Here is a 23,868-nt window from a genome sequence, read left to right as displayed (position 1 = left end):
ATCTCCATGTCCCAGGTGCTAATCGTGATCGACCAGCTCGAAGACTGGGCACCCTACTACCCCAGTGAGCGCGTGATCACCTTTGCCGACTACCTGCAGCTCCCGCCCCGCCAGCAACGGGTGCGGGTCATCAACCTTTGTGCCGACTACGACTACCGCTCCGAGGGCTACTACTGCTCGCTGCTGGCGGAGGCGCGCAGCCACCATGTGCTGCCGAGCGTGCGCACCCTGAACGACCTGTCGTTGCCGCAGCTGTACAAGCTGCAGCTGGCGCGGGTGCTGCCGGCCCTGAACAAGCTGCGCCGGCCCGAGGCGCCGGGCACCCACCTGGTGGTCAAGTCCTACTTCGGCCAGTGCGCCGAGCCGGCCCTGCAGCCGCTCTCAAGACTGCTGTTCGACCGCTTCGCCTGCCCGGTACTGGAGATACACCTCGCCTGCGAGAAGTCCTGGGAGATCGTCGACCTGCGCATCTGCTCCCACAAAGAGCTGAACGAGGAGGAGGAGACGCGCTTCGCCGACGCCCTGGACAGTTTCAGCAACCAGGTGTGGCGCCCGCGCAAGAAGAGCGCCAACAGCCGTTACGACCTGGCGATACTGGTGAACCCGGAGGAGGCGCTGCCGCCGTCGGACCAGAGCGCGCTGAAGAAGTTCGCCAGCGCCGGCCGCGAGCTGGGTTTCTCGGTGGAGATGATCACCCCGGCGGACTATATGCGCCTGCCGGAGTTCGATGCCCTGTTTATCCGCGAGACTACGGCGATTGACCACCACACCTACCGCTTCGCCAAGAAGGCGGAGGCCGAGGGCCTGGTGGTGATTGACGACCCGACCAGCATCCTGCGCTGCACCAACAAGATCTACCTGGCCGATCTCTTCGCGACCCACAAGGTGCCGGCCCCCAGGACCTGCATACTGCGCCGCGGCGACGAGGCCAGCCTGCGGAAGGCGCTCGAGGAACTGGGCCTGCCGATGGTGATCAAGATCCCCGACGGCTCCTTCTCCCGCGGCGTGGTCAAGGTGCAGAGCGAGGAGGAGCTGCGGGACAAGATAGGGGAGCTGTTCGCCGAATCCAGCCTGCTGCTCGCGCAGGAATTCCTGTACACGGAATTCGACTGGCGCATCGGCGTGCTGAACAACAAGCCGCTCTACGCCTGCCGCTACTACATGGCGAAGAACCACTGGCAGATCTACAACCACAACAACAAGAAGAACATCAGCGGCGGCTTCTCGACCCTGCCGACCTTCGAGGTGCCAAAAGCCGTGCTGCAGGCCGCGCTCAAGGCCACCAAGCCGATCGGCAACGGCTTCTACGGCGTGGACGTCAAGGAGTCCGCCGGCAGGGGCTATGTGATCGAGGTGAACGACAACCCGTCCATCGACAGCGGCGTCGAGGACAAGTACCTGGGGCGGGAGCTGTACCGGCTGATACTGCAGGAATTCGCCCGGCGGCTGGATGCGCGGCGCGCCGGGCAGGAGACGTAGGGGCGAACCCTGTGCTCGCCCTCGGCGGTGGGCGAACACAAGTTTCCCTCCTACGCGGCGGTGTTGCGGAAGACCTCAGTACGCATAGCCGTCGTGGGTGTTTTCCAGGGCGTAGAAGGTGGCCTGTACATAGTCGCTACCGTCACCCGTGTTGTTCTGGTTGTACACTCCGGCCTTAAAGTAGTGGTACTGGTCCGATGTGTCATAGCCGCTGCCACTCATATCGACGCTCTGCACGACATCGGTCTTGCCGGGACGGGATATGGTCACGGTGAGCGTATTTCCCACCACTTCTATTTCGTAACTGAACACTTCGTCCAGCGCTATGCCGTCGGCGGGGTCCGATGCGCTGCTGGAGCGGCTGCCGATCATTTCGTAGTAGACGTCGCTGCCGCCTTTCGGTTCGTGGGCGAAATAGATGGACCCCTTGCTGTTGCCCGGCAGCTTGCGGTAGTAGAGGCGCAGGGGCTCGTCGTTGTTGGCGTGGATCTGGCCGATGATGACGCGCCCCACCTGGCTGCTGCTGCCGGTGGTAGTGACGTGGTTCACCGCCAGGGTCGCGCGCAATACCCCGTCCACGCCGCCGGCGGCATCTCGCGCTGACGAGGGCGCGCTGCCGAAAACCCAGTTGTTGGCGTTGACACCCTTGGTGCTGATACTGGTATCCCCCCGCCGCAACATCTCCCGCAGTTCGGTGCGGGTGTAGGAGGTATTGGTAGAGGTCTTGTAGCCGTCAATCGGACAGCGGAATACCATGCCGCCGTCGCTGGCGGTGTAGAAATAGCTGCTGTTTTCATAGCCGCCGCTCAGTTCGTTCTCCTTGATGGAGTCCGCCGTGCCACTGCCGTCGTCGTCGGTGGGCACACTCAGATACCAGTCGACAAGCTCAAAATTGCCCGAGGGCGGCAGGGACGGATCCAGGCCGCCACCCGAGCTGCCACCGGAGCTCGAGCTGCCGCCGGAACCGCCACTGGAACTTGAGCTGCCGCCATCCCCGCAACCGATCACATCGAACTCGAGGATGCTGTTCCAGTTGTTGTAGCTATTGCCACTGCCGGTGAGGCGGACGTAGCGGGCATCGGAGTCGGTGACGTCATAGTGCTCCATATCGGCACTGGTGCCGCTGGACTGCCCACTGCTCAGCACAGTGGTCCAGTTACTGTTGTCGGTTGAGGTTTCGATATAGAAGAAGCTGGTGCGCTGGTCGCCCTGGTACCAGGCAATGTCCACGCCTTCTACGGTCATTACGCTGCCGAGATCGAGCGTAATCCACTTGACGCCTTGGGACGACCAGCGGGATTCGCTGGCCAGGCTGCCGTCCAGTACATTTTCCGGGCCGTGGCCGTCATTGGTGCCGTCGTCATAAGCGGCGGCCACGGCCAGGTTACTGCCGGACGTGCAGCCGCCGGACGAGCCGCCGGAGCTACCCGAACTGCTCGAACTTGAGCTACCGAGATCTTCCAGCGCAAAGGTGTCAAAGCGCCCCTCTCCACCACCGTAAGCGCCAAATACGGTAACGCTCTGTGCGCTGCCGCTGTTGAACTCCACTTCAACCGGTTGCCAGTCCGAACTGGAAGTGCCCGCATCGTAGGTGCTGCCACCGGCCTCGACGCCGATGGTGCCGTCACCGAGCACATAGGCACTGAGGCGATAATTGGTGTTGGTGCTGACGGACACCTGCTGTTCGAAACGTCCGCCACTACCGGTAATTTTGGCGGATTTACTGCCGCTGTGGGCAACTCCGGAAATGGCGGATGGATCCGTGTCCGTCCAGCTATTCCAGTCGCTTTCAAAGCCCGGGTTTTGCACTGAGGCATTGGCACCCGCCATACAAACACTCAGTATCGCGGCACAACTTGTCCTCACCACCAGAGATGATTTTAAACGTTTCATTGAACCCTCATTTTTGGTCTTTCGGGGTGGAATTATCTGCGGCAGGTACTGCACAGCAGCAGGGTTGTAATACGGGCAACAGAAATTCTCGGCACAACAGGAGCGCGATCCGTGGCCCTTACTGCAAATATGGATTCCAAAAACTACAAGCCGGGTGCCGGCCCACCGTTGTTATTGTGTTACTGGTGGGCCCGGCTGGCCTGTCTGAGAGCCGCAAACCCAATGCGGGGCGGGCCAAGGTAACGCCGGTTCAGATCAGAACCTGGCGCGAACACCCAAAACGAAGCGGCGGTCGGTTTCCATTACCTGGAAAACTGTGCCGTTTGCGCCGGTGTTAATGGTCGGTTCAGCAGTCAGGTTGGTGACATTCGCCACGACTGTGACGTCGTCGCTAATGTCATAGGTGGCTGACACATCCAGTTGCTGCAGATCTTCGCGGTAATCATTACCCAGGGTTGGGTCGTCAGGATCGGCGCCTACGGTGACACCCAGGGGGCGAACCCGTTTGGTGTCGTTGTTGTCCAGGAAACGGTCGCGGTAGGTATATGCCAAACGGATACCGAACCCTTCGTACTCATAATAAAGCTGGGTATTGAAGGTATTCCTGGATATATCTTCCAGGGGTACCCCATCCGGATCTTCACTGTCGGAATAGGTATAGTTGGCACTCAGGCCCAGACCGGACCAGGCGCCAGGCAGGAAGTCAAAGGCCTGCTGGTAGCCCAGTTCGAAGCCTTGGACCTTACCTTCCTCACCGTTGGTCACGAGGTCGGTCTCAATGCCCATGTCCGATACAGGGGTACTCGCATTGGCATACTGGATAGGGCCTTCGACATTCCACAGGCATATCTTCTCGTAGTCGTCAGTGTTACTCAGGGTGCTGACGATCTCAGGCAGGTTCTTACACTCCGAGGTACTCTTCAGGAAAGATGCAATGTCTTTATAGAAGAGCGCCGCGGATAGCATGTTGCCGTTGCCCCAATAGTGTTCAGCCGAAATATCATATTGGGTTGCGCGGTAGGGCTCCAAAGCCGGGTTGCCGCGATCGGCCGCGATATAGGCATCCCTGAACCGATATGCAGGGCTCAATTCGCCGAAATCAGCGCGGCGCATTACCTTGCCCGCGGCAAAACGCAGCAGGGTGTCATCGCTCAGGCCCCAGGTAACATTCAGGCTCGGCAGGAAATCGTCGTAGTTGGTGCCATCTGTGACAATTTCCGATACCCCGTTCGTATCCTGGTAGGCGCTCGAAGCAATTTCAGTTTCCACGTAGCGGCCGCCCACAACGGCACGCACACTGCCAAAGTCCAGGTTGGCCTGCAGATAGAATGCGGACGTCTCCTCGCTGATCGCCGAGTAGCCGCTTTCCATATACTCCAGGTTATCGGCGAGATCGCCCTCGACAGCGTAGTTGGTGCCCGCCACCAGCTGTTTGACAATATTGTAAGTCGCTTCCTGATCCTGCAGCAGGCCGACATCAAAGGCCGTAACCCTGGCCAGTTCGTATACGCCGCTCTGGCCGGTATGCTCGAAAGCGTCATCAAATTGATAGTCAGTGATGGCCGACGGGAACTGCGCGGCGATATCCTCCATCCAGATGATGTCGGGATTGCCGTCACTATCCGTCAGGTCTTTATAAATATTGGTTAAACGAAACTGACGTTGATTCTGTTCGTAGTCGCGGCTGGTAAAACGTACACCGGTCTTTACGGCGGATACCCAGTCCAGGCCGAAGGGCGCGGAATATTCCAGGTCCAGGCGAAAGGCGTCTTCCTGGTTGGTGACATTGGTGCGCGTATCTTCGTAGCGACGGAACGCCTGGTTATGTTGATCGGTGAATACATATCCATCGGCGAAGTCGACCACCGGTGCACCGCTTGCGCTGTTCTCGAAGCTGACCGGCACCTTCCACTCGTTGGCATCTGGATGGCCGTCCCCTTCCAGGGCGTGATCAATGGCTCGAAACCGAAACTCGGATTTTGGCTTGTAGGTATCTGATTCTGCCGTGGCGTATTCGGCGGAAACCTTCAGTTGTTCGGTGAAGTTCCACTCGCCACCAAAGGCGTGGCTGTAAGAGTCTGTATTACGGAAACTGGAAGCCGCTGTCTGAATGGGGAGGACACTTTCATAGGTAAAGTTTTGCAGCTGGCCGTTGCCGTCTTCATAAGTTGTGCCCGGTATTGTAACCGGTATGCCACCGACATGAAGCAGTGAGAAGGCCTCCTGGCTTCCCGTCCTTTCCGTGGTGTTCAGGTCCAGGTAAAACATCCCCTGTTCGGAGGCGGGTGCCCACTGCAACGAAACGTTGAAAGCGGTGCGCTCACGGCGCTCTGTCTGTGGGTTGAAGGTATGCTCCCGGCCGTAGACATAGTTGCCACTGGGCGTGTTCTTTGCATCGTCGACAGCGTTAATCTCTCCGTCACTATTGAAGTCGACCGGGCCGACCTGAAGTTGGAGAAGCGACTCATCCCGGCGCAGAGTGCGGTCCTGGTAGGAGACCGAGGCCATGGCGCCAAAGGTACCGGATTCGCCCAGATCCCAACTGTCGCCGACAGATGTACTGAATATCGGCGCCCAGTTGTCGGCCTTGTCTGCATACTCACCCTGGAAAGATACGGATGCCAGTGGCGCATTCAGGTCCAGCGGGCGTGTGGTTACCAGGCTAATGGTGCCGCCCAGGGCACCTTCTATCATTTCCGGCGTCGGCGACTTGATAACCTCTACCCTGGACAGGAAGTCCGCAGGGAAATCCTGGAAATTGATGCCGTTACGGCCGTCTCCCAGCGTAGAGCGGCCGTTGATCTCCACCCGGTTCTGCTTGAGGCCGCGGATGGATACTTCGGAACCGATCCCGAAGTCGCGGTTGATGGATACACCCGTCACGCGCTGCAGGGCTTCGGCGATGTTGTTGTCCGGCAGCTTGCCGATGTCTTCCGCAACCACTGCGTCTACAATTCTATCTTCGTTGCGCTTGGCATCCACGGCGGCCTCAAGACTGTGGCGGATACCAACGGCAACCACTTCCTCCATGGCCTCTTGCGCCATGACCGCCGGCGCCAGGGCCATGCTGGATGCAGACAGCATCAGCATACTGATATCTCTCATCGCGCTCTGCCTACTTACTCTTTTATACTTTTTCATCTGATTATTTTCCTCTCGTGGTAAAGACGATCTTTATTGTTTTTCGCTCGCATCTGCGGGGTTAAACCAATCGCGCACAACCTGCCAACAGCACCCCAAGAGCCATTTGGCAACAACACAGACAGATTCAGCAGTTCATAAAGGGATTAATTTTCCAGTTTCCTTTTTATGCAGCGCCGGCGCCGCGTAAATGTAAAGATGTCGGCACATCATTTGAGAGCCCCATCGCGGTGCGCGAAATGATGGCTCCCCGGTACTGGATCACCAGCGCCGCCAGCATGTGGCCATTTCTTGCCGCCTCGGTGGCGGAGCTCCCACCCAGGCGGTGTGCCAGGTAACCGGCGTTGAATGAGTCTCCCGCCGCCGTGGTATCCACCGGCACCACCTTTTGGGTGGCGACCACCTCCCTGGTTCTTTCGGTGATTACCTCACAGCCGTCCGCGCCTTTCTTCAGCACAATTTCATTGACGTCGAGGCTGGTCAGCCGCTCGATTACGGCTTCTTCATTGCTGTCACCGAACAGGGCCTGTTCATCCTCGAGAGTGGGAAGCGCGATATCGGTGCGGCGATACATCTGCTGATAGGCCTGCCGTGTCAGGGCCTCCCCGCTCCAGAGTCCCGGGCGATAGTTTCCGTCGAAAATGACTCTTCCCCCGGCAAGGCGGAAGTCATCCAGGAATTCAAACAGGCATTCCCGCGCGTAGGATGAGTAAATTCCCAGAGTGATACCGGACAGGTAGATCGCCCGGAACTCCATAAGCTGTGCGAACAGGTCGCTGGCATTCGCGGGATGATCCAGCAGGCGCCGCGCCGCGGACTTTTCCCGCCAGTACAGAAACTTGCGCTCGCCCTGCTCATCGGTCTCTATCAGGTACAGCCCCGGCGTGGCGTTGCTTTGCCGCTGGACCAGGGCGCAGCCGATACCTTCCCGTTGCCACTGCTGCAACATCCAGTCGCTCAGGTGGTCGTCCCCCAGGGCGGTCACATAGTCCACGGGGAAGCCCAGCCGCGACAGGTACAGCGCGGTATTGAGCGTGTCGCCACCGAAGGACAGGCCAGCCGCCAGCGTGTTGTCGGCGGCGTTCATGCCTTCGGCGAGGTTGATTTCCAGCATGCACTCGCCGAGCACAGCCAATTCTTTTCCCATCGATCGATCCGCCATTCCATTCAGTGGGTTAACCTGTGTTTGATACGTTGCCTCCTCAGGAGAAAAGCAGGCCGCCGTTGGTATCCAGGTTGACGCCGGTCAGGAACGCGGCCTCTCCGGAGGCCATAAAGGCCACTACGTCCGCCACCTCCATGGCCTTCCCTTCCCGGCGCAGTGGTGTGGCATTGGCCACGTTGCTGCGCACCTCGTCCTTGGTGAAGGTGTCGTGGAATGTGGTGCTGATCATTCCCGGGCACAGCGCATTGACGCGGATATTCCGCGGGCCCAGCTCCTTGGCCATGGCGCGGGTAAAAGTCATCACCGCGCCCTTGGCCGTGGCGTAGGCGGAGGCACCGGGACCGCCGCCGTCGCGTCCCGCCTGGGAGGCCAGGTTGACGATGGCACCGCCATCCATATGCGGTACTACGGCCTTGGTCAGCAGGAAGGTACTGTTGAGATTGAGGCTGATGACATGGTTGAAAAAGTCCTCGTCCATTTCATCGAGCGCTTTGCGCGCGACCAGGCCGCCCGCCACGTTTACCAGGATATCGATGGTGGACCCGTAGCTATCCAGGGTCGTCTGGATCAGGCGCGCCACATCCGCCTGTTTGGTCATATCCCCCTGAACGATGATGGCTTCGCCGCCGGCTTGGTGGATTTCCCGCAGGGTTTCTTCGGCGTTCTGGCTGTTGCTGAAGTAGTTGATGACCACTTTCGCCCCTTCCGCGGCCAGCTTCAGGGACACCGCCTTGCCAATATCTCGCGCGCCGCCGCTGACGATCGCTACCTTGCCTTTCAGTTTCATGTCTACTCCTGACGTATCTTCAAAAATCAATGAATGAATAGGGAGATCCGATTGAGTGGCCGTCAACCGACCGCTTCAACCGCGTGATTGCCATCTTGTTTCTTCCGCACCGGAGCGATACGACCGCCCACGAACAGCACCGAAACCAGCATCATCGGAACCAGCGAGGCGCCCAGAATGAAAAAAGGTGGATAGTAGGTGCCGTCGTCGGTGATGACCGGCACCAGCTGAATGGCGGTGATCACGCTTACCACGCCCACGGCGCCACTGATACCGGCCAGACTGGCCACACTCTTGCCGGAGAAATAATCGCTCGGCAGGGTTTGTATGTTGTTGATGGCAGCCTGGAAGCCGAACAGGATCACCGTGATCAACCCCAGCGCCAGCGTGGGAGTGGCGGCCACGGTTGTGGCGAGCAGTGCTGGCAGCATCAGTGCACCGCCGACAACCACGGCAGATTTGCGCGATCTGTTCACGCTCCATCCGCTGCTGATCAGGCGCCCGGACAGCCAGCCCCCGAAGAGCGCGCCCATGGCTGCGCCGACGTAGGGGATCCACGCCGAGGCGCCAATGGCCTTGACGTCGAAGCCGAATTTGTCATTCAGATACAACGGCAGCCAGGCAACGAACAGCCACCAGATGGGCTCGATAAAAAAGCGCGCTCCGATCACGCTCCAGCTCTGGCGGTGTGACAGGAGTTCCATCAGGGTGGGGACGTATTCCTCTTCGCCGTCGTCCTTCCGGGTCGTTATCTGTCCGGAGAGGATCAACTCCCTTTCTTCCGGGGTTATCCAGGGGTGTGCATCGGGGCCGCTCTTGTAAATGATCAGCCAGGGCACCAGCCACACGAAGCCCAACAGTGCCACCACTACAAAGGTGGCCTGCCAGCCGAGAAAGGCATACAGGGAAGCAACCAGTGGAGGGGCGATGATACTGCCCGCCGAGGCGCCGGCGCCGAAGATCCCCTGGGCCAGCGCGCGCTCCCTGGCCGGAAACCACTCCGCATTGGCCTTGGTGGCGCCCGGCCAGTTGCCCGCTTCCCCGAATCCAAGCAGGGTGCGGAAAATACTGAAGGAGGCCACCGAGCTGGCCAGTGCGTGCAGGGCGATGGACAGGGACCAGACCACGATCGAAAGCATGAAACCGATGCGCGTTCCGAGGGCATCGAAGACGCGCCCGAACACCGCCTGGCCCACGGCGTAGGCGATCAGGAATACGCTCATGATGTTGGCGTAATCGCGGCTGTCCATGCCCAGGTCGTCGGCGATACCCGGCCACATGACAGACAAGGCGGTACGGTCGATATAATTGATGATCGTGGCCAGGGCCACCAGGGACACGATGGTCCAGCGCAAGTTCTTCATTTTTATTGTTCCCGTCTACTCTTTGAGAAAATCTTCCCGATAGGGACTGAAAGTATCGATCAGTACGCCGGCCTTCCTGCACACGGCACCGTGCTCGAGATACGGAGCTATGTAAAAACTGTCACCGGCTTTCAGGGTGCTGGTCTGCCCATCCACCTGGACCTCGAACTCACCACTCTCCACATAGGTCACCTGGGTGTGGCGGTGTTTGTGCAGGTAGCCGATACTGCCCTCCTCGAACCACACCTTGACCACCATCAGGTTGTCGTCGTGGCCGAGAATCTGCCGCCGGATTCCGTCGCCGAGGTCTTCCACTTCCCGACTCTCCGAGAAAACAAAGGCATCGCTTGCAGGCATAAAGTCCCCTTCTAGTTGGAAATGGTGAAGAGTTTGGCGCGGCCGCTGAACGCATAGCTCTTGCCGCGGAACTCGAAGGCGTGCTCGCCTCCCGCCGAGTCTCCGGTATTGGTGTGGAAAGCCAGCAATTGCGTGCTGCCGCTGTCCAGTGAAATGGCAACCAGTTCGAGGCTTGCGTCTTTCCGATGCTCTATGGCCGTCACCTGGCTTTCCGCCTGCAGGGTGAATTCCCTGGCCGGGTTATAGGCCCCGTGGGGTTCCAGCACGCTGACAAAGGTGTGCTTTCCGGCGTTGTCGCGCCTCGCGATAAAGGCCTGTTCCGGGCGCAGGTTGAAATCCGGATCGTTGGCGCCGAGTTGGGTCAACAAAATGTGCGTATCGCCGTCCGTCAGGCTGGAATGGGTGTAGAAGCGGCCGTTGTCGTTGAGCCAGGTGATCTGTGCCAGGCCGGAGTCCGGCTTTCCGCGGGCTTTCAGCCACAGGTGCTGGTAACCGCTGCCGTCTCCCAGGGCTGAAATAGTGTCGGTGAAGACGCGCAGATCGAAACTGGTGTCGACCAGCTGGCCGTTGAAATGCAGTGGCAAATCCAGACGGTGTGGCCTGTCCGAATCCACCTCGAAGAGGTCGATGGCGAAGGACTTTTGACTTTCCGGCGTGTTCACCAGAGCCACGGTGCGCTTGAGTGAAACTCCGGGATAAGCGGTATCGATTTTCGCGGCGCTGATCTTTACCTGATCGTCGGCGTGGAAAAACAACAGCTCCGGATGTTTATCGCCAGCGGTTTCCAGGCTGCCATTGAAGTGTGATGCCTGGTCCACGACCAGGGTGTTGTGGGCGATGGATTGCTTCGCGTAGCTCTCATTCTCCGGCAGATAGCGGCCGCCGTTCTTGGCCTCGACATTGAGAAAGCGCGCCGCACCGTAGTCGGTAACAATCTCCGCACCCCGGTCGTAGAACTGCCAGCTGAGCTTGTCGAAGTGGCCGTGCCCCATGCCCTGGGCGGCGGGCTTGAAAACCAGCGCCTGATCGCCATCCCGCTGTTGCCGCAGGACCACCAGTCCGCCCTGGTCGCCGTCCTTACCGTCCCGGAACAGCCTGGACCTGAATTGATAGGGTTCCTGCCTGCCGCCATCCAGTCCCCGTGCCACATCGAGGCCGTCACCGGTCAGAAGGATCTGTCCCTGCTGTTCGGCGATATCCAGCAGTTGCGCGTCGCCTGTCTGCCCATAGGCGATGGCCACGCCGAGAACCAATTCCGGGGTATCGATACCCTTGTCCTTGATGGCATCGTTAATGGGGAAAAACAGCTTGTTGTAGCTGAGCTGAATGGTGGTATCCACTGCCTTCAACACAATGCCATCGCGATATGCAAAGATATCCCGCTGCGGCTCGTTGTTCTCGATGGCCTTGGCAAAAGTGACAAAGGGCATCAGCGCGTAGCGCTGATAGTAGGGTCCTTCCGTGTAATAGCCGTCGGGAGAAAACAAAGTGTTCAACTGGCGAAGGAATCCGCCTTTGCCGGACTTGTCCAGCCCCAGCAGGGCCCTTTCCACCCACTCCGGCTCGTCGAGTACATAGCCCGCCATACCTACGGCGGCCGTCAGCCAGGTGCCGTGGTTGTGCACCTTGTTGAAGGTTTCCGGTGACTCCACCGACAGGAATTCGGCCACCGGTCGCAGTATGCCGCGCTCGATTTCCTGTGCATCGCCATCGCTCAGGGATGGGCGGATCAGATCGTAGGCCTGGATGGTGTAGACCAGCCAGACGGCCTCATTCAGGCTCTGCCAGAAGAGTTTGCCGGGGTTTTTGGCTCCGGGGCGGCGTTTCGGGTGCAGCGGCAAAGATGGATAGATTTCCGCATAGGCCAGCAGCATATCCCGCACACGGTCGGAGTAGCGGCTGTCCCGGGTGAGCTGGTACAACACACCGGCGTTATACATCAGCTGATAGTTTTTCTTGTGCTGCTCGTGGGTGTAGCCACCGCCGGCATCAACGGGCACCGGCACCGAAACCGGTCCCGACAGGGCATTTTCCACACCGGCCCTGGCGGCGAGGAACGCGTTGCGGAAACGGCCCGGCTCTGCAATCGCGCCCTGCATGGCATCCACATCGGCCGCATTGATTACCAGGTTCGGGAAGGCCGCCAGCGCGCCCGCGGCGGCGCATGGCAGTGATGCCGCGTAAACACCGGCGGAGAGGCATACCCTGACTGCCAGCGCGGAAAGTGCGGGCTTGAATCTGGTTCTGTTCTTCTGGCCGGGCATTACTGAGTCACGGTGTTGTTGGCAAGAATGGCGGTGTGGGGGCCTGCGGCCACCAGCTCCCTTACGTCCGCTGGCGGGGTGCGAATGAACCGGTTGCCGGCAATGCGGGTCAACGGTTCGCCCACCGTGTGCTCGACCAGGATTCCCCGGCTGTCGGTGAAGCTGTTGCCTTCTATTCCGGTGTGCTGCACGCCATGCAGGTACAGCAGGGCCCCGGATTTATTGCGCCTGCCGTTGCCGGACGAGATCACGGTATTGTTAACAAAGTTCAGATGCGGACCGAAGGTGCTTTCATCGTTGCCGCCCCGATAGAGGTTGAGCAGGGCACCGCCAACCCTTTCAAAGTGGTTGCCGGTAATACGTACATACTCGGCGTTGTAGACCCCTAGATCATCGCGTTCCTTGTCGAGTTTGATCAGGTCGCCGGAAATATCCCGGAATACGCTGTTCTCGATCACAAAATCGGTGGCAAATGCCCGGCTGCCGGAGTCGAAAAAGTGATAGGAGTGATTGATGTCGAGGTCTTGTACGCTGCTGTTTCTCAGAGTGAAGCGGTAGTTCTTCAGCATGCCCCACCGGGCGGTGCGGATCAGGGTGTTGCCGGCAGAGTCGGGGCTTGCGGCGCCGGAGAGTGTCAGTCTTTCCAGTTCCAGGCTGCCGCCGTCGGCAATTTCAAACAGTACCGGGCGCTCTCCCTGGATAATGACCTCGGCTGCCTCGGTGCCCTCTATACGCAGCACTTTCCGGATATTGAGCCGCTTGCGCGCGGTGTAGGTGCCGGGTTGCAGTGCCAGGGTATCTCCATCCCGGGCCTGCTGGATGGCGTTGAACAGGGCATCCTCGCCCGGCGATACTTCTATGACCCTGCCGCTGGCGAAAGGCACTTCCGGGTCCGCTTTCGGATACCAGCTGACCCCGGTTTCACGTTTGGAAACGGGCTGTAAATCGCGACTGACGCCTTTACTCGCCATTTTTGTTCCGCCCGGGTAAAGGAGTCCGTTTTCGGCACGGCGCAGATCGCGCAATCCAGCGCTGATTCCGCTCTGAATTTTCTGCTCTGTGAAGCCGTTGGAGACATTGGCCGAGAAGCGGATTCCGGAAATGTCATCGAACACGGAGAAGGGCGAACGCCGGTTTTCGTTATAAAAGATGTTGTCTGCGATGCGGGAATTCACCGGCACCGCACTGCGCTCGCTGTCGCTGCCCGCCGCCAGGTGGATATGCTCCACATTGATAAAGCTGTTGTTCTCGATCTCCGCGTTGACCACCTGGTGGTAGCGGTTGATGGGAGAGTCGGGCACACCGTTCATGATGGTGAACCCGCTCCCAAATCGATAGCCTGTGAGACCTTCGAGATAATTGTTGCGAATCCGCTGGTCGCGGTTGATGACGCGAATGCCGCCGGTGTGATCGACCCCGTTGCCGAAAAACACATTGCCCTCTACCAGGTTGCCGTTGCCGTTGCCGTGGCGAAGCGTCAGGGTGCCGCGGGACTGGTAGAAGGTATTATTGAGTATCCGGTTGCTGCCGGATTTGACCGAGATGATCTCCACCTCGCCGTCGCAGCGGTCAAAGTAATTGTTCTCCACGACCGTCAGGGAATCCGTCAGGGAGTAGTGACTGGTGCCGATGCGCAGGGTTTCCCCACCGTTGGAGCCCAACACCGGGCGGGGGCCGAAATAGTTGTGGTCTATGCGGTGGCGGTTCTCCTGGCTTTCCGGGCTGTCCAGGCGCACTGCCAGCGTAACCCCCTTGTTGCGCTTGCCAGCCAAGTGGCTGTGATCAAGGCGGTTGTTCTTTCCGTAGAGGGAAACCCAGTAATCCGACTCCATTCGCTCCGGTTTGCTGAAGTCATCGATGACCACTTCGGTGACGCGGGAGTGGCTGGCCAGCTGCTCCCGGTTCCGCCGAAAGGCGATCACTTCGCTGCTCGGGGAATAGCCGTCCTTGAATACCAGGCCCGATACCAACAGGTGCTCCCCGGCGAGGCGGAGGTTCGACTGGCCGGACAGGATTACCCCGCCTTTTTCCTCTGCCCTGAGTGTGATGGGTTGGTCTTTCGTACCTCTGCCGGTGAACAGTATCTCGAAGTCGCGCCAGGTGCCGGTGGCAAGGATGATGGTATCACCGGCCGCAAGGTCCTTGGCGGCCCGGGCGTATTCCTCCTGAGTTCTGACAAAAAACTCTTCCGCAGATACCGGTGCGCTTAACAGGGATGCCTGGCCGCACATAAGTACGGCTGAGGCGAGCAGCTTTTGGGTTGCTGAAATTTTCATGATCACCTGAATATTATTTTTTTCCTGCCCAGATGCGGACGAGGCCCGGCCCGGATATGCAGGGTGCCGGGTCATTGCCATGGCCAGCGCTGTTGTTATGAAGCCAGCGTAAATTGGCCATAATTTATTGTCAACCAATAGATCAGACCAATATTTGTGTCTCGCGTGAAGTTTATGCGATCTGCCGTATATTTTTGCGACAAATGACCATTATTTGTTCAGAGGTAAGACCAATAAATGAATTCAAACGGAAAATTGGTTGACTGTCTGGTTTGCAGATGAGAGTTTGGTCCTGCCGAGGGTAGGTTCGGACTGGATGGCCGATGGGAATTGGTTAGAGGTCGTCCGGAAATGTGCGTACCCGCAGTGCAGAAAATGTTGCCCGAGTGCGGCGCTGGTTGGTCTACATCCAGGAATGGAACCGCAGTGAGAGCATTCTGGGCACGCAGTAGGTCCCATTCCCGGACGGGGACTAATTTATATCCACACCCGTAAACGCAGACTTCCTTGGGGGTATCAATGCGTAATAATAATAAAGACGCGAAAGATCTATTGGCGATCGAGAGAAAATTCAAGAAATCGGTCCTGGTGAGTGCAATCGCGGCAGTGCCCTATATGAGTGCTGTCCAGGCCCAGGACTCCGTGCAGCAGGAGCTGGAAGAGATAGTGGTGACCGGTTCACGGGCCACCATCCAGACCACTATCGATATCAAGCGCAACTCGATCACGATAGTCGACGGCCTCTCGGCCACAGAGATCGGCGAGATGCCCGCTCTCTCCATCGGTGAGGCTCTGGAGTCCGTGACCGGTGCGGCGTCTCACCGGGAGAATGGCGGTGCCACGGAAATTTCCATCCGCGGCCTGGGGCCATACCTGAGCGCCTCGACTTTCAACGGCCGCGAAGCCACCAACGGCAGCGGTGACCGTTCGGTTAACTTCTCCCAGTTTCCCTCGGAGCTGATGAACAAGGTGGCCATCTATAAGACCCAGGACGCCAGCCTCGTGGAGGGTGGTGTTGCGGGTGTGATTGCACTGGAAACGCTGAAGCCGCTCGAGTACGGCAAACAGCGCATCCAGCTCGATACCAAGGCCAACTACAATCCGAATCAATCCAATATCGACGACCCCATGGCCGGTGATTACGGCTTCCGCGGTACCGCCAGCTATGTGGATCAGTTCGAGTTCGACAACGGCATGGCACTGGGAGTGTCCCTGGGTTACCAGAAGAGCGACATCTCCCAGCCGGAATCGGAGATGCGCTCTTCCAGCCCGAGTGGCAGCTCTCTCTATGCCTGTCTGAATGATCCCCAGGTTACCAGCGGCTTCTATCGTGAAGACGCCAACGACTGTCACAAATCCGGTGGTGAATACGACACCGATGTCGATCCGGAGACCGGCAGGGCCTACAGCGATGGCAGCGCCTTTGCGTTCGCCCCGAGTTCCAACGGCTACCGGCAAAACGATACGTCGGACAAAAGGGACTCGGTCTTCGTGGCCCTGCAGTTCCAGCCTAACGAAAGGACCGACATCAACTTTGATCTGCAGCAGTCGGAGCGGATACAGGCGGAGCAGCGCCACGACCTGAATTTTGCCAATATGCGCCGGGTCACCCCGGGCGTAACCGCGGAATCCCTGGTGGTCAGCGAAAACGGCGCGGTTCTCGGTTGGGCGGGGGAGACTGCCATCGAGTCCAACAGCGAGGTCTACTCCCGTACCGAGGAATACCTGGGTTACGGCCTCAACGTCTCTTACGATTTCACCGACAACCTGAGCGTATCTGCAGACGTTTCATTCTCTGAAACCACGAGGGAAGAACTGCAGGTTTCCGTACGTACCCAGTCGGACAAGGAGAATATCGCAGGTGAAAGCACGGCCGGGGGTTATCGGCCGTTGGTGAGCTGGAATATGGATTCCGGTATTCGCCAGTATGCGATCAACGACTTCGATGTTACCGACCACGCCCTGTTCTCCGATGCATACCGCACGCGCATCGACAACGACGTCGACCGCCGCAACACCGTGAATGCCTTCCGCACCGATTTTGACTGGAAACTGGACGGCGGCTTTGTCACAAGCCTGCAGGGAGGCCTGCGTTTCTCCGAGCTGGAATATCTCGATCTCGGTTCCGACCGGGCCGAGTACAGCATAAGCCGGGGATCTGACGCGGGTGCCGCAACTATCGCCGATATCAATGAGGCCTGTGCCATCGCATTCCCGGAGAGCGACTTCATGGGCGCTGAGCGTGACGGCAACCTGATTACCAACGTCGACTCCTCCACCGGTTCGGCGACCTCCGGAACCGGCAACAGCTGGGCCACCTTCGACACCATGTGCGTGACAAATATGATTCTCGCCGCGGAAGGTGCCGACTTCGCCTATCCCGAGCTGGACGAAAGAAGTGCCGGAGTCACCGATGTGACCGAAACCACCAAGGCCGCCTATGTGATGGCGAACTTCGAAAGTGCGCTGATGGACAAGCCGGTTCACGGTAATTTCGGTGTGCGCGTGGTGCAGACGGAAGTGGAGTCAGTTGGTTACCGCACGCCCTATAAAATCGTCAGCGGCGACGGAGGTGCCTTGTCCATGCAGGCTGTGGAGGGGGACGAACTGGAGCGCGTTGCCTCCGGCGGCGACTATGTTGAGGCACTGCCGAGCTTCAATATCGTGGCCGATATCGATGAAAATTGGCTGTTGCGCGGTGCCATCTACCGCGGCCTGTCGCGGCCAGATCCCAGCGACCTGGGTTACAAGCGCACCTTCGACACCAATTCATCCGAAGAAATCACCGATATCAGTGAGTTGATCGAGGATGTCGAGGGGGATGGCAACCCGGGCATGAAACCGCTGACCTCCTGGAATTTCGATGCCGCCATCGAGTGGTATCCCAACGATGACACCATGCTCGCCTTCGGTGTGTACCACAAGAAATTCCAGGGCGGCTTCGAGCAGGCGCGCACCACCGAAAGCTTTATCGTTGACGGCCAGACTGTTGAAGCGGATTTCACCATTACCCGGGCCAATGAAGAGACCAACGACCTGAACGGTATCGAGATCACCGGTACACACCGCTTCTCGTATCTGCCGGGTTACCTGAGCGGTCTCGGTGTCAAGGCCAGCTACAACCTGGCCGATTCTGACTTCGAGTTTGAAGACAGCAACTACGGCAGCGTCACCGTCCTGGCCGATGATGGCTCTGTCCACTCGCAGACCCGGGGCATCATTGCACCGGGCAATGTGCCGGGTTTCTCCGAACATGTTTTCTCCGGCCAGATCTACTACCAGATCGGCGAACTGGACACGAGCCTGATCTACAAGTACCGCAGTGAGTACTTCCAGCCGTATACCAGCAACGGCACGCGGCTGCGCTACGTGGGCGATGTGGGTGTCTGGGAGGCGCGCGCCTCCTATCGCATCAGCGATAATCTCAAGCTGAGCCTGGAGGCCATCAACCTGTTTGATGAACCGAAGAAGCAGTACTTCTATACCAGGGATTACCTGGGCGAGGTGAACAGTTACGGCCCCCGCGTCTTCCTGGGGCTGCAGGCAAAGTTCTGAGTCGGTTTCCCGTTGTCTCTTCTCCGCCGGCAGCGTTACCTTCCGCCGGTACGAACTTGCCCGCTTCATGCGGGCTTTTTTACTTGACTGCCCATCCCTGTGGCACTAAGCCGAGGCTGGGGCGGCCCTGCTGTCGGTGGCCATCTGGAAAAAAGCCTCATCGGCAGACATTTCCCAAATGGCCACCGACATCAGGGGCTTTGTATTGGAGTTCGGCTTTCTTCTCCAGGCTTCGGGGTGAGCAGCTACCTTCTGTGAAGGTGGTAAGGCGGAGAGTTACTCTCCGAGGCGATCGATGGAAAAACGCTTACGGCGCTCGTACACCTCGCGGCGCACCACCTCGACGGCCTTGGCTTCCGTGGCTTCATGCAGGGCATCGATGGTACGGGAAAAGTGCCGCCGCATCGCCTGGCGGGCGGCCTGGGGGTCGCGGTTTTCCAGGGCCTGCAGGATGGCCCTGTGTTCCGTGAGGCGTTTCTGCCCGTCCTTTTTGCAAACGGATTTGTGCACCGTGAGGATATCCGGGGAATGTTCCTGGATATCCCACAGTTTATCGATGGTGCTCATCAGCACCCGGTTGTTGGTGGCCTTGGAGATGGCTTCGTGGAATTTCCGGTCGGCGCGTTCCGACGTCAGGTTGCCCGCTTCGTTCTCGCGCACCATGTCCCGGTAGGCTTCGCGCAGCTCTTCGAGCTGCTCCTCGGTGATCATGGTGGCGGCCAGGGCCGCCGCTTCGCCTTCCACCAGTACCCGTGCCTCGGTCAGTTCAAATGGGCTGAAATCCTTGGCGTCATCGAAGGTGCTGACCGGCTTGGTAACGTACACGCCGGCCCCCGTGCGCACGGCAACCCGGCCCATGACCTCCAGGGCAATGATCGCCTCCCGGATACTGGGGCGGCTGACGTCGAACATTTCCGACAGCTCGCGTTCGGAAGGCAGCCGCACGCCGGGCGGGTATTCGCCGCTGTCGAGCAGGGCCAGCATCTTCTCGACCACCTGCTGATAAATACGGCGGCCGTTACCGATAGGTTCAGTTTTCATGGTTTCTGTCCGGAACATCAGCAAATTGGCAGTTAAAAAGCGCAGCCGGAAAGCGGACGACAATCCCTTGGAAACGCCGGGCGACTGAAATCCGGCCGCTTCGATGGAAGCGGCAGCGGCGGATATAGGGCAAGATATTACCACGATTGGTCTTACAGGCAATTTCCATTGGTCTGATGACTGATGGTGGCAGGTTGTCGACCACTGCTTCCGAAGCCCGGATGCCCGACGTGGGGGCCAGCGAACCTCTCGTGCCGGTGTCAGGTCACCTGCCGACACAACTCCAGCCAGCGCTCGATACCGGCACTTCTGTATTTCTGCCTGTGCAGCGCGAAGTAGAATTCGCGGCTGAAATCCCGCTGCGGCACCGGCAGCTCCACCAGCGAGCCGCGTTTCAGCGCATCGGTCAGCGACACCCGCGACAGGCAGCTGATTCCGAGCCCCGCCTCCACCGCGCGCTTGATCGCCTCGGTGTGCTGCAGCTCCAGCAGTATGTGCAGCTGCGGCAGCAGGCCGGCCATGGCGCGCTCGAAGGTCTGGCGGGTGCCGGAGCCGGGTTCGCGGGTGATCCAGGTGGCTTCGACCAGATCTTTGTCGGACAGGCGCCTGCGTCCGGCAAGTGGGTGCCCTGGCGCGCAGAAGACTACCAGTTCGTCGTCGCGCCAGGGGATCATCTCCAGGTCCGGGTGATTGAGTTCCCCCTCGATCAGGCCCAGGTCCAGTTCGAAGTTCAGCACCCCCTCGGCGATGGCCGAAGTGTTGGCCACCTCCAGCTCCACCCGCGCCCCCGGCTGCTCCTCCATATAGCGGGCCATGACCCCGGCGGCCAGGTAGTTGCCGATGGTCAGGGTGGCGCCTATCTTCAGCCGCCCCAGGTCCCGGTGTGCGGCCAGGGCCTGCTCCAGCTCCCGTGCCCGCTCCAGCAACTCCTCCGCCCGCGGCCACAGCTGGCGGCCCAGTTCGTTCAGGCGCAGCCGCTTGCCGGTGCGTTCGAACAGGCGTAGTTCGAACTGCTGCTCGAACTCCTTCAGCGCGCTGGAGGCGGCGGACTGGGACATATTCAGGCTCTCCGCCGCGCGGCTCACGTTCTGGTAGTGGGCGCAGGCGAGGAAGACTTCCAGCTGGCGAAGGGAATAGCGCAAAATCCTCTCCCAGGTCGATTGATAAAATCGATAACGAATATCGAAATATCCCATTTTGCCAATAGATATTCCAGGGCTAAAATTCAACCATTAAGAGAATTCAGGAATAAGTGGTTCTAAACTTATGTCTAATTTGAATATAGAGAAGGTGCTCGAAGTCCACCACTGGAACGACACCCTGTTCAGCTTCAAGACCAGCCGCGATCCGGGTTTCCGCTTCGAGAACGGCCATTTTACGATGATCGGCCTGCAGCAGGAAAACGGCCGCCCGCTGCTGCGCGCCTACTCCATCGCCAGCGCCAACTACGAGGACGAGTTGGAATTCTTCAGCATCAAGGTGCCGGACGGCCCGCTGACCTCGCAGCTGCAGAAGATCAAGCCCGGCGACGAGATCTTCGTCAGCCGCAAGCCCACCGGCACCCTGGTGGCGGACCACCTGCTGCCCGGCAAGCGCCTGTGGCTGCTGTCCACCGGCACCGGCCTGGCGCCCTTCCTCAGCATCATCAAGGACCCGGACGTCTACGAGCGCTTCGACCAAGTGATCCTGACCCACGGCGTGCGCTTCAAGTCCGAACTGGCCTACCAGGACCATATCGAAAACGAACTGCCGAACCACGAGTACTTCGGTGAGATGGTGCGCGACCAGTTGCTCTACTACCCGACCGTGACCCGCGAGCCCTACCGCAACAACGGCCGCCTGACCGACCTGATGCTGTCCGGCAAGATGTTCAAAGACCTGGGCGTGCCCCAGCCGAACGTCGAGGAAGACCGCTTTATGCTCTGCGGCAGCCCGGCGATGTTGAAGGACCTGACTGCGATACTGGACGACTGGGGCTTCCGCGAGACCCGTGCCGGTATCCCGCACGAATACGTGATCGAGCGGGCTTTTGTAGAGAAGTAACCCTCTCCTCGCGGAGCGCGACACTGGCTCGCGCTCTGCCCACCTCGACAAAACACCGGAGTCGGTACTTCGAGAGCGCCTGCGCCAGGGACTGCGCACAGGGAAAGGCACGGGTGCCGCGCGTTTTCGGAGTGTCGACCCCGGTGTTTTGTCACCCCACAGGCGCCAATCACATTTCCAGTGAAGTTGTCTTCTACCTTTTCCAACCACCCGCCCGGGTGGTTTTTTTAACTGTCCAGGGGACTGGTTACGCCTCGCTCATGCGCGCCGACCACATGGGTGTAAATCATTGTGGTGCTCACATCATTGTGGCCCAGTAACTCCTGAATATTGCGGATATCCGTTCCCGCAGCCAGTAAATTGGTGGCAAATGAGTGGCGGAATGTGTGACAGCTCGCCTTCTTGCGAATGCCGATGGCCGCCAATGCCCTGGCGACAGCGCGCCGGATCTGTTGCTCGCCGATGTGGTGCCTGCGGACTGTGCCACTGCGGGGATCCACCGACCGCTCCGGGGCCGGGAATACATACTGCCAGCCGGGACTGCGGGCCGCGGAGGGATACTTTTTCGCCAGGGCATAGGGCAGGTACACCTCACCAAAACCCTCCTCCAGATCCCGCTGGTGTAAGGCCAGGGCCAGGTCTATCTGCGCCCGCAAGGGCTGGATGAGAGACTTGGGCAGCAACGTTCGCCGCCACTTCTCCCCTTTCGTCTCCCTTACGAAAAGACACTGCTGGGCAAAATCCACATCCTGAACCCGCAGCCGCGCTGCCTCCATGACCCTGAGGCCGGAACCGTACATCAATGACGCCGCCAACCTATGGTGCCCTTGCAGCTGCTCGATCACAGCCATGGCCTCTTCATGTGTAAACACCACCGGTAAGCGCCGCCCCTTGGTGGTCTTGTCAAACTGCAGATTGCCGAGGTCTATGCCCAGAAACTGCTTGTAGAGAAACACAACCGCATTGAGTGCGGTCTTCTGGGTATTGAGGGACACCGAACGCCGGGTGGCCAGGTGCCCCAGCCAGGCATCCACTTCCGCCGGCCCCATTTCCTCAGGGCGGCGCATCTGATGAAAGCGAATAAAGTCCCGAACCCAGAAGCAATAGGTTTTCTCGGTTCGATAGGCCAGGTACCGCGAGCGTATAAAGGCCCTGAAGCGGTCCATAAACCGGGTAGGGCGATCGGGAATTGGTACGGGTATATCATTCACGGGCAGTCCCTCGCTCGAAAAGCTGTGTATTTATACAGTATTCTATCTTTGTGACCAAATAGCCGGAAAGATTTCGGTCGTCGGGGCCGATATTTATGAAATGGCGCTGGAAATGGTCGAAGGGCCGAGCAAAATCAAAGGGTTATAGAGGGACGTTGAAAATGCGGATATGAGTCGCGAGGATCGTTTGCCAAAAATTGTACGATCGAACCATGTTGGACTCAGGGTTGACGTTCAAAGGGGTTCAGAGCATGCTGGCGTCAATTGCGCCTTGAAATATGGGGCGCGGGGAAATCGGCCTTCAGGGCTACGATATAAATGTTAAGCATCTTGAGTATTTAGGTTTTTTCATGGAAGAAATAGTTGGTGGTTTTTTTCGAGTTCTCGGTCGCTTTATCTTTGAAATTATTTTCACTACAGCGGCTGAAGTAATGTTTCAGATACCCGGCCAACTACTGTGCAAACCCTTCACAAAGCAGGGGCAGGAGCCAAGCGGGTTCTGGGTAGTTTTTGTAAGTGTTATATTCTGGATTCTAGTGGTAGCTTTGGGCTATTTTGCGTATCAGGTAGCTTCTAGCGTGCCCAATGCTTAACAAACAGCGGCAGAGCGACAGCCAACGCTACGCACCTTTTGTGTTACTCGCTGGCGCTCAAACATTAACACAAAATGTGCTCCGCGCTGGCTGCGCCTGCGCTGGGCGTTATACATCACAATAGGAATCACATCATGAAAGTGAACATCAAGTCTTTTGACGTAGCAATGGAAGTTAAGCAAAAGGGAGTCGAGCTCGAAGTAAGGAGCCCTGATGGTAAAAACTTTCATGGTGATTGCTACGTAACCATGACAGGGCTTGTGTGGTGTCAAGGTAAAACCGGAAAAGCGAAAGGCACAAGAATCAAGTGGAAAGAGTTGATGGAAATTTGTGCTTCCAAAGAGAAGCTTAAAGCAGCTCTCAAAGCGGCCAAAGATGTATAACAAGGCCAGGCAGTTCGCTCCGGCGCTGCGCGCCTCCGCGGGACGGCCTACGCTATGCGCTGCGCGCATAAACAGCGTAGGCCGCCCCTGCTGGCAACGTTCAGGCTGTAGAAAAACTCTTAAAACCCAGCGTTTTTTGGTAAAATTTGACCCTCAAAGGGAGGGTATATGCCAAATTTCAGAAAATACAGCTATAGCCAGGACGCGATGGTCGTCATCAACTTCGAAGACCAGCTCCAGCCCGGCACTTTCGAGTTCACCCTCCATCGTCTGATCGATGGCCATATCGATCTCTCCCCCTTCTACAACAAGTACA

At 58.6% G+C, this 23,868-nt stretch carries 16 protein-coding genes and 1 pseudogene; 6 read left to right on the top strand and 11 right to left on the bottom strand.

Translation table 11 applies throughout. The annotated features are described in order from the left end of the window. Nucleotides 1-6: 6 nt before the first annotated feature. A complete protein-coding gene (locus AC6R19_RS19010; protein WP_500581432.1) occupies nt 7-1,479 on the top strand; it encodes a RimK family ATP-grasp domain-containing protein in 1,473 nt (490 codons plus the stop codon). A gap of 75 nt (nt 1,480-1,554) precedes the next feature. On the opposite strand, the gene AC6R19_RS19005 is transcribed toward AC6R19_RS19010, so the two are convergent. From AC6R19_RS19005 to AC6R19_RS18970, 8 genes are all read right to left on the bottom strand, one after another. Continuing rightward, nucleotides 1,555-3,309, bottom strand: coding sequence for a polysaccharide lyase family 7 protein (locus AC6R19_RS19005; protein WP_500581431.1), 1,755 nt, complete (start codon nt 3,307-3,309; stop codon nt 1,555-1,557). A gap of 318 nt (nt 3,310-3,627) precedes the next feature. After that, on the bottom strand, nt 3,628-6,513 hold the full coding sequence (locus AC6R19_RS19000) for a TonB-dependent receptor (protein WP_500581430.1): 2,886 nt from the start codon (nt 6,511-6,513) through the stop codon (nt 3,628-3,630). A 166-nt stretch (nt 6,514-6,679) separates the two neighbouring features. After that, entirely contained in the window at nt 6,680-7,660 is a 981-nt protein-coding gene (locus tag AC6R19_RS18995) for a sugar kinase (RefSeq protein WP_500581429.1), read from the bottom strand. 55 nt (nt 7,661-7,715) lie between these two features. Next, nucleotides 7,716-8,465: an SDR family NAD(P)-dependent oxidoreductase gene (locus tag AC6R19_RS18990; RefSeq protein ID WP_500581428.1), complete on the bottom strand. Its 750-nt coding sequence runs from the start codon at nt 8,463-8,465 to the stop codon at nt 7,716-7,718. A 62-nt stretch (nt 8,466-8,527) separates the two neighbouring features. After that, complete coding sequence (locus AC6R19_RS18985) at nt 8,528-9,829, bottom strand: MFS transporter (RefSeq protein ID WP_500581427.1); 1,302 nt, start codon at nt 9,827-9,829, stop codon at nt 8,528-8,530. A 15-nt stretch (nt 9,830-9,844) separates the two neighbouring features. Next, the gene (locus AC6R19_RS18980; protein WP_500581426.1) at nt 9,845-10,186 is read right to left on the bottom strand and encodes a cupin domain-containing protein; all 342 of its coding nucleotides are present in this window, start codon (nt 10,184-10,186) and stop codon (nt 9,845-9,847) included. Between the two features lie 11 nt (nt 10,187-10,197). After that, nucleotides 10,198-12,450, bottom strand: a complete 2,253-nt coding sequence (locus AC6R19_RS18975; RefSeq protein ID WP_500581425.1) for a heparinase II/III domain-containing protein — start codon at nt 12,448-12,450, stop codon at nt 10,198-10,200. Next, nucleotides 12,450-14,726, bottom strand: coding sequence for a chondroitinase-B domain-containing protein (locus tag AC6R19_RS18970; RefSeq protein WP_500581424.1), 2,277 nt, complete (start codon nt 14,724-14,726; stop codon nt 12,450-12,452). Before AC6R19_RS18970 ends, AC6R19_RS18975 begins: the two co-directional genes overlap by 1 nt. A 519-nt stretch (nt 14,727-15,245) precedes the next feature. Here AC6R19_RS18970 and AC6R19_RS18965 point away from each other — a divergent pair. Further along, nucleotides 15,246-18,281, top strand: coding sequence for a TonB-dependent receptor (locus tag AC6R19_RS18965; protein ID WP_500581423.1), 3,036 nt, complete (start codon nt 15,246-15,248; stop codon nt 18,279-18,281). A gap of 276 nt (nt 18,282-18,557) precedes the next feature. On the opposite strand, the gene AC6R19_RS18960 is transcribed toward AC6R19_RS18965, so the two are convergent. Further along, nucleotides 18,558-19,322: a FadR/GntR family transcriptional regulator gene (locus AC6R19_RS18960; RefSeq protein WP_500581422.1), complete on the bottom strand. Its 765-nt coding sequence runs from the start codon at nt 19,320-19,322 to the stop codon at nt 18,558-18,560. A gap of 260 nt (nt 19,323-19,582) precedes the next feature. After that, a complete protein-coding gene (locus AC6R19_RS18955) occupies nt 19,583-20,464 on the bottom strand; it encodes a LysR family transcriptional regulator (RefSeq protein WP_500581421.1) in 882 nt (293 codons plus the stop codon). A gap of 124 nt (nt 20,465-20,588) precedes the next feature. Here AC6R19_RS18955 and AC6R19_RS18950 point away from each other — a divergent pair, with 124 nt between their 5' ends. Continuing rightward, the gene (locus tag AC6R19_RS18950; protein ID WP_500581420.1) at nt 20,589-21,365 is read left to right on the top strand and encodes a ferredoxin--NADP reductase; all 777 of its coding nucleotides are present in this window, start codon (nt 20,589-20,591) and stop codon (nt 21,363-21,365) included. A 227-nt stretch (nt 21,366-21,592) separates the two neighbouring features. Here the strand turns inward: AC6R19_RS18950 and AC6R19_RS18945 are convergent, their stop codons facing one another. Then, the gene (locus AC6R19_RS18945) at nt 21,593-22,531 is read right to left on the bottom strand and encodes an integron integrase (protein WP_500581461.1); all 939 of its coding nucleotides are present in this window, start codon (nt 22,529-22,531) and stop codon (nt 21,593-21,595) included. A gap of 395 nt (nt 22,532-22,926) precedes the next feature. On the opposite strand from AC6R19_RS18945, the gene AC6R19_RS18940 reads away from it, so the two are divergent. The 3 genes and pseudogenes from AC6R19_RS18940 to AC6R19_RS18930 form a co-directional block, all read left to right on the top strand. After that, nucleotides 22,927-23,169, top strand: a complete 243-nt coding sequence (locus tag AC6R19_RS18940) for a hypothetical protein (protein WP_230438157.1) — start codon at nt 22,927-22,929, stop codon at nt 23,167-23,169. A gap of 134 nt (nt 23,170-23,303) precedes the next feature. Then, nucleotides 23,304-23,552 carry a hypothetical protein gene (locus AC6R19_RS18935; protein ID WP_500581419.1) on the top strand — a complete coding sequence of 83 codons (249 nt, stop codon included), beginning with the start codon at nt 23,304-23,306 and terminating at the stop codon, nt 23,550-23,552. A gap of 168 nt (nt 23,553-23,720) precedes the next feature. Beyond that, nucleotides 23,721-23,868, top strand: a pseudogene (locus AC6R19_RS18930) (transposase); the annotation flags it as partial.

Source organism: Microbulbifer sp. SE14, from assembly GCF_059834885.1.
The sequence above is the reverse complement of the archived record's forward strand: the minus strand, read 5'-3'. Positions and strand labels throughout refer to the sequence as shown.

What these genes read in the sequence shown, in the direction of transcription:
- AC6R19_RS19005 (WP_500581431.1), bottom strand. Translation starts at nt 3,309, where the DNA reads ATGGCGGGTGCCAATGCCTCAGTGCAAAACCCGGGCTTTGAAAGCGAC.
- AC6R19_RS18970 (WP_500581424.1), bottom strand. Translation starts at nt 14,726, where the DNA reads ATGAAAATTTCAGCAACCCAAAAGCTGCTCGCCTCAGCCGTACTTATG.
- AC6R19_RS18950 (WP_500581420.1), top strand. Translation starts at nt 20,589, where the DNA reads ATGTCTAATTTGAATATAGAGAAGGTGCTCGAAGTCCACCACTGGAAC.
- AC6R19_RS18935 (WP_500581419.1), top strand. Translation starts at nt 23,304, where the DNA reads ATGAAAGTGAACATCAAGTCTTTTGACGTAGCAATGGAAGTTAAGCAA.
- AC6R19_RS18990 (WP_500581428.1), bottom strand. Translation starts at nt 8,465, where the DNA reads ATGAAACTGAAAGGCAAGGTAGCGATCGTCAGCGGCGGCGCGCGAGAT.
- AC6R19_RS18975 (WP_500581425.1), bottom strand. Translation starts at nt 12,450, where the DNA reads ATGCCCGGCCAGAAGAACAGAACCAGATTCAAGCCCGCACTTTCCGCG.
- AC6R19_RS19000 (WP_500581430.1), bottom strand. Translation starts at nt 6,513, where the DNA reads ATGAAAAAGTATAAAAGAGTAAGTAGGCAGAGCGCGATGAGAGATATC.
- AC6R19_RS18980 (WP_500581426.1), bottom strand. Translation starts at nt 10,186, where the DNA reads ATGCCTGCAAGCGATGCCTTTGTTTTCTCGGAGAGTCGGGAAGTGGAA.
- AC6R19_RS18985 (WP_500581427.1), bottom strand. Translation starts at nt 9,829, where the DNA reads ATGAAGAACTTGCGCTGGACCATCGTGTCCCTGGTGGCCCTGGCCACG.
- AC6R19_RS18945 (WP_500581461.1), bottom strand. Translation starts at nt 22,531, where the DNA reads ATGGACCGCTTCAGGGCCTTTATACGCTCGCGGTACCTGGCCTATCGA.
- AC6R19_RS19010 (WP_500581432.1), top strand. Translation starts at nt 7, where the DNA reads ATGTCCCAGGTGCTAATCGTGATCGACCAGCTCGAAGACTGGGCACCC.
- AC6R19_RS18965 (WP_500581423.1), top strand. Translation starts at nt 15,246, where the DNA reads ATGCGTAATAATAATAAAGACGCGAAAGATCTATTGGCGATCGAGAGA.
- AC6R19_RS18995 (WP_500581429.1), bottom strand. Translation starts at nt 7,660, where the DNA reads ATGGGAAAAGAATTGGCTGTGCTCGGCGAGTGCATGCTGGAAATCAAC.
- AC6R19_RS18960 (WP_500581422.1), bottom strand. Translation starts at nt 19,322, where the DNA reads ATGAAAACTGAACCTATCGGTAACGGCCGCCGTATTTATCAGCAGGTG.
- AC6R19_RS18940 (WP_230438157.1), top strand. Translation starts at nt 22,927, where the DNA reads ATGGAAGAAATAGTTGGTGGTTTTTTTCGAGTTCTCGGTCGCTTTATC.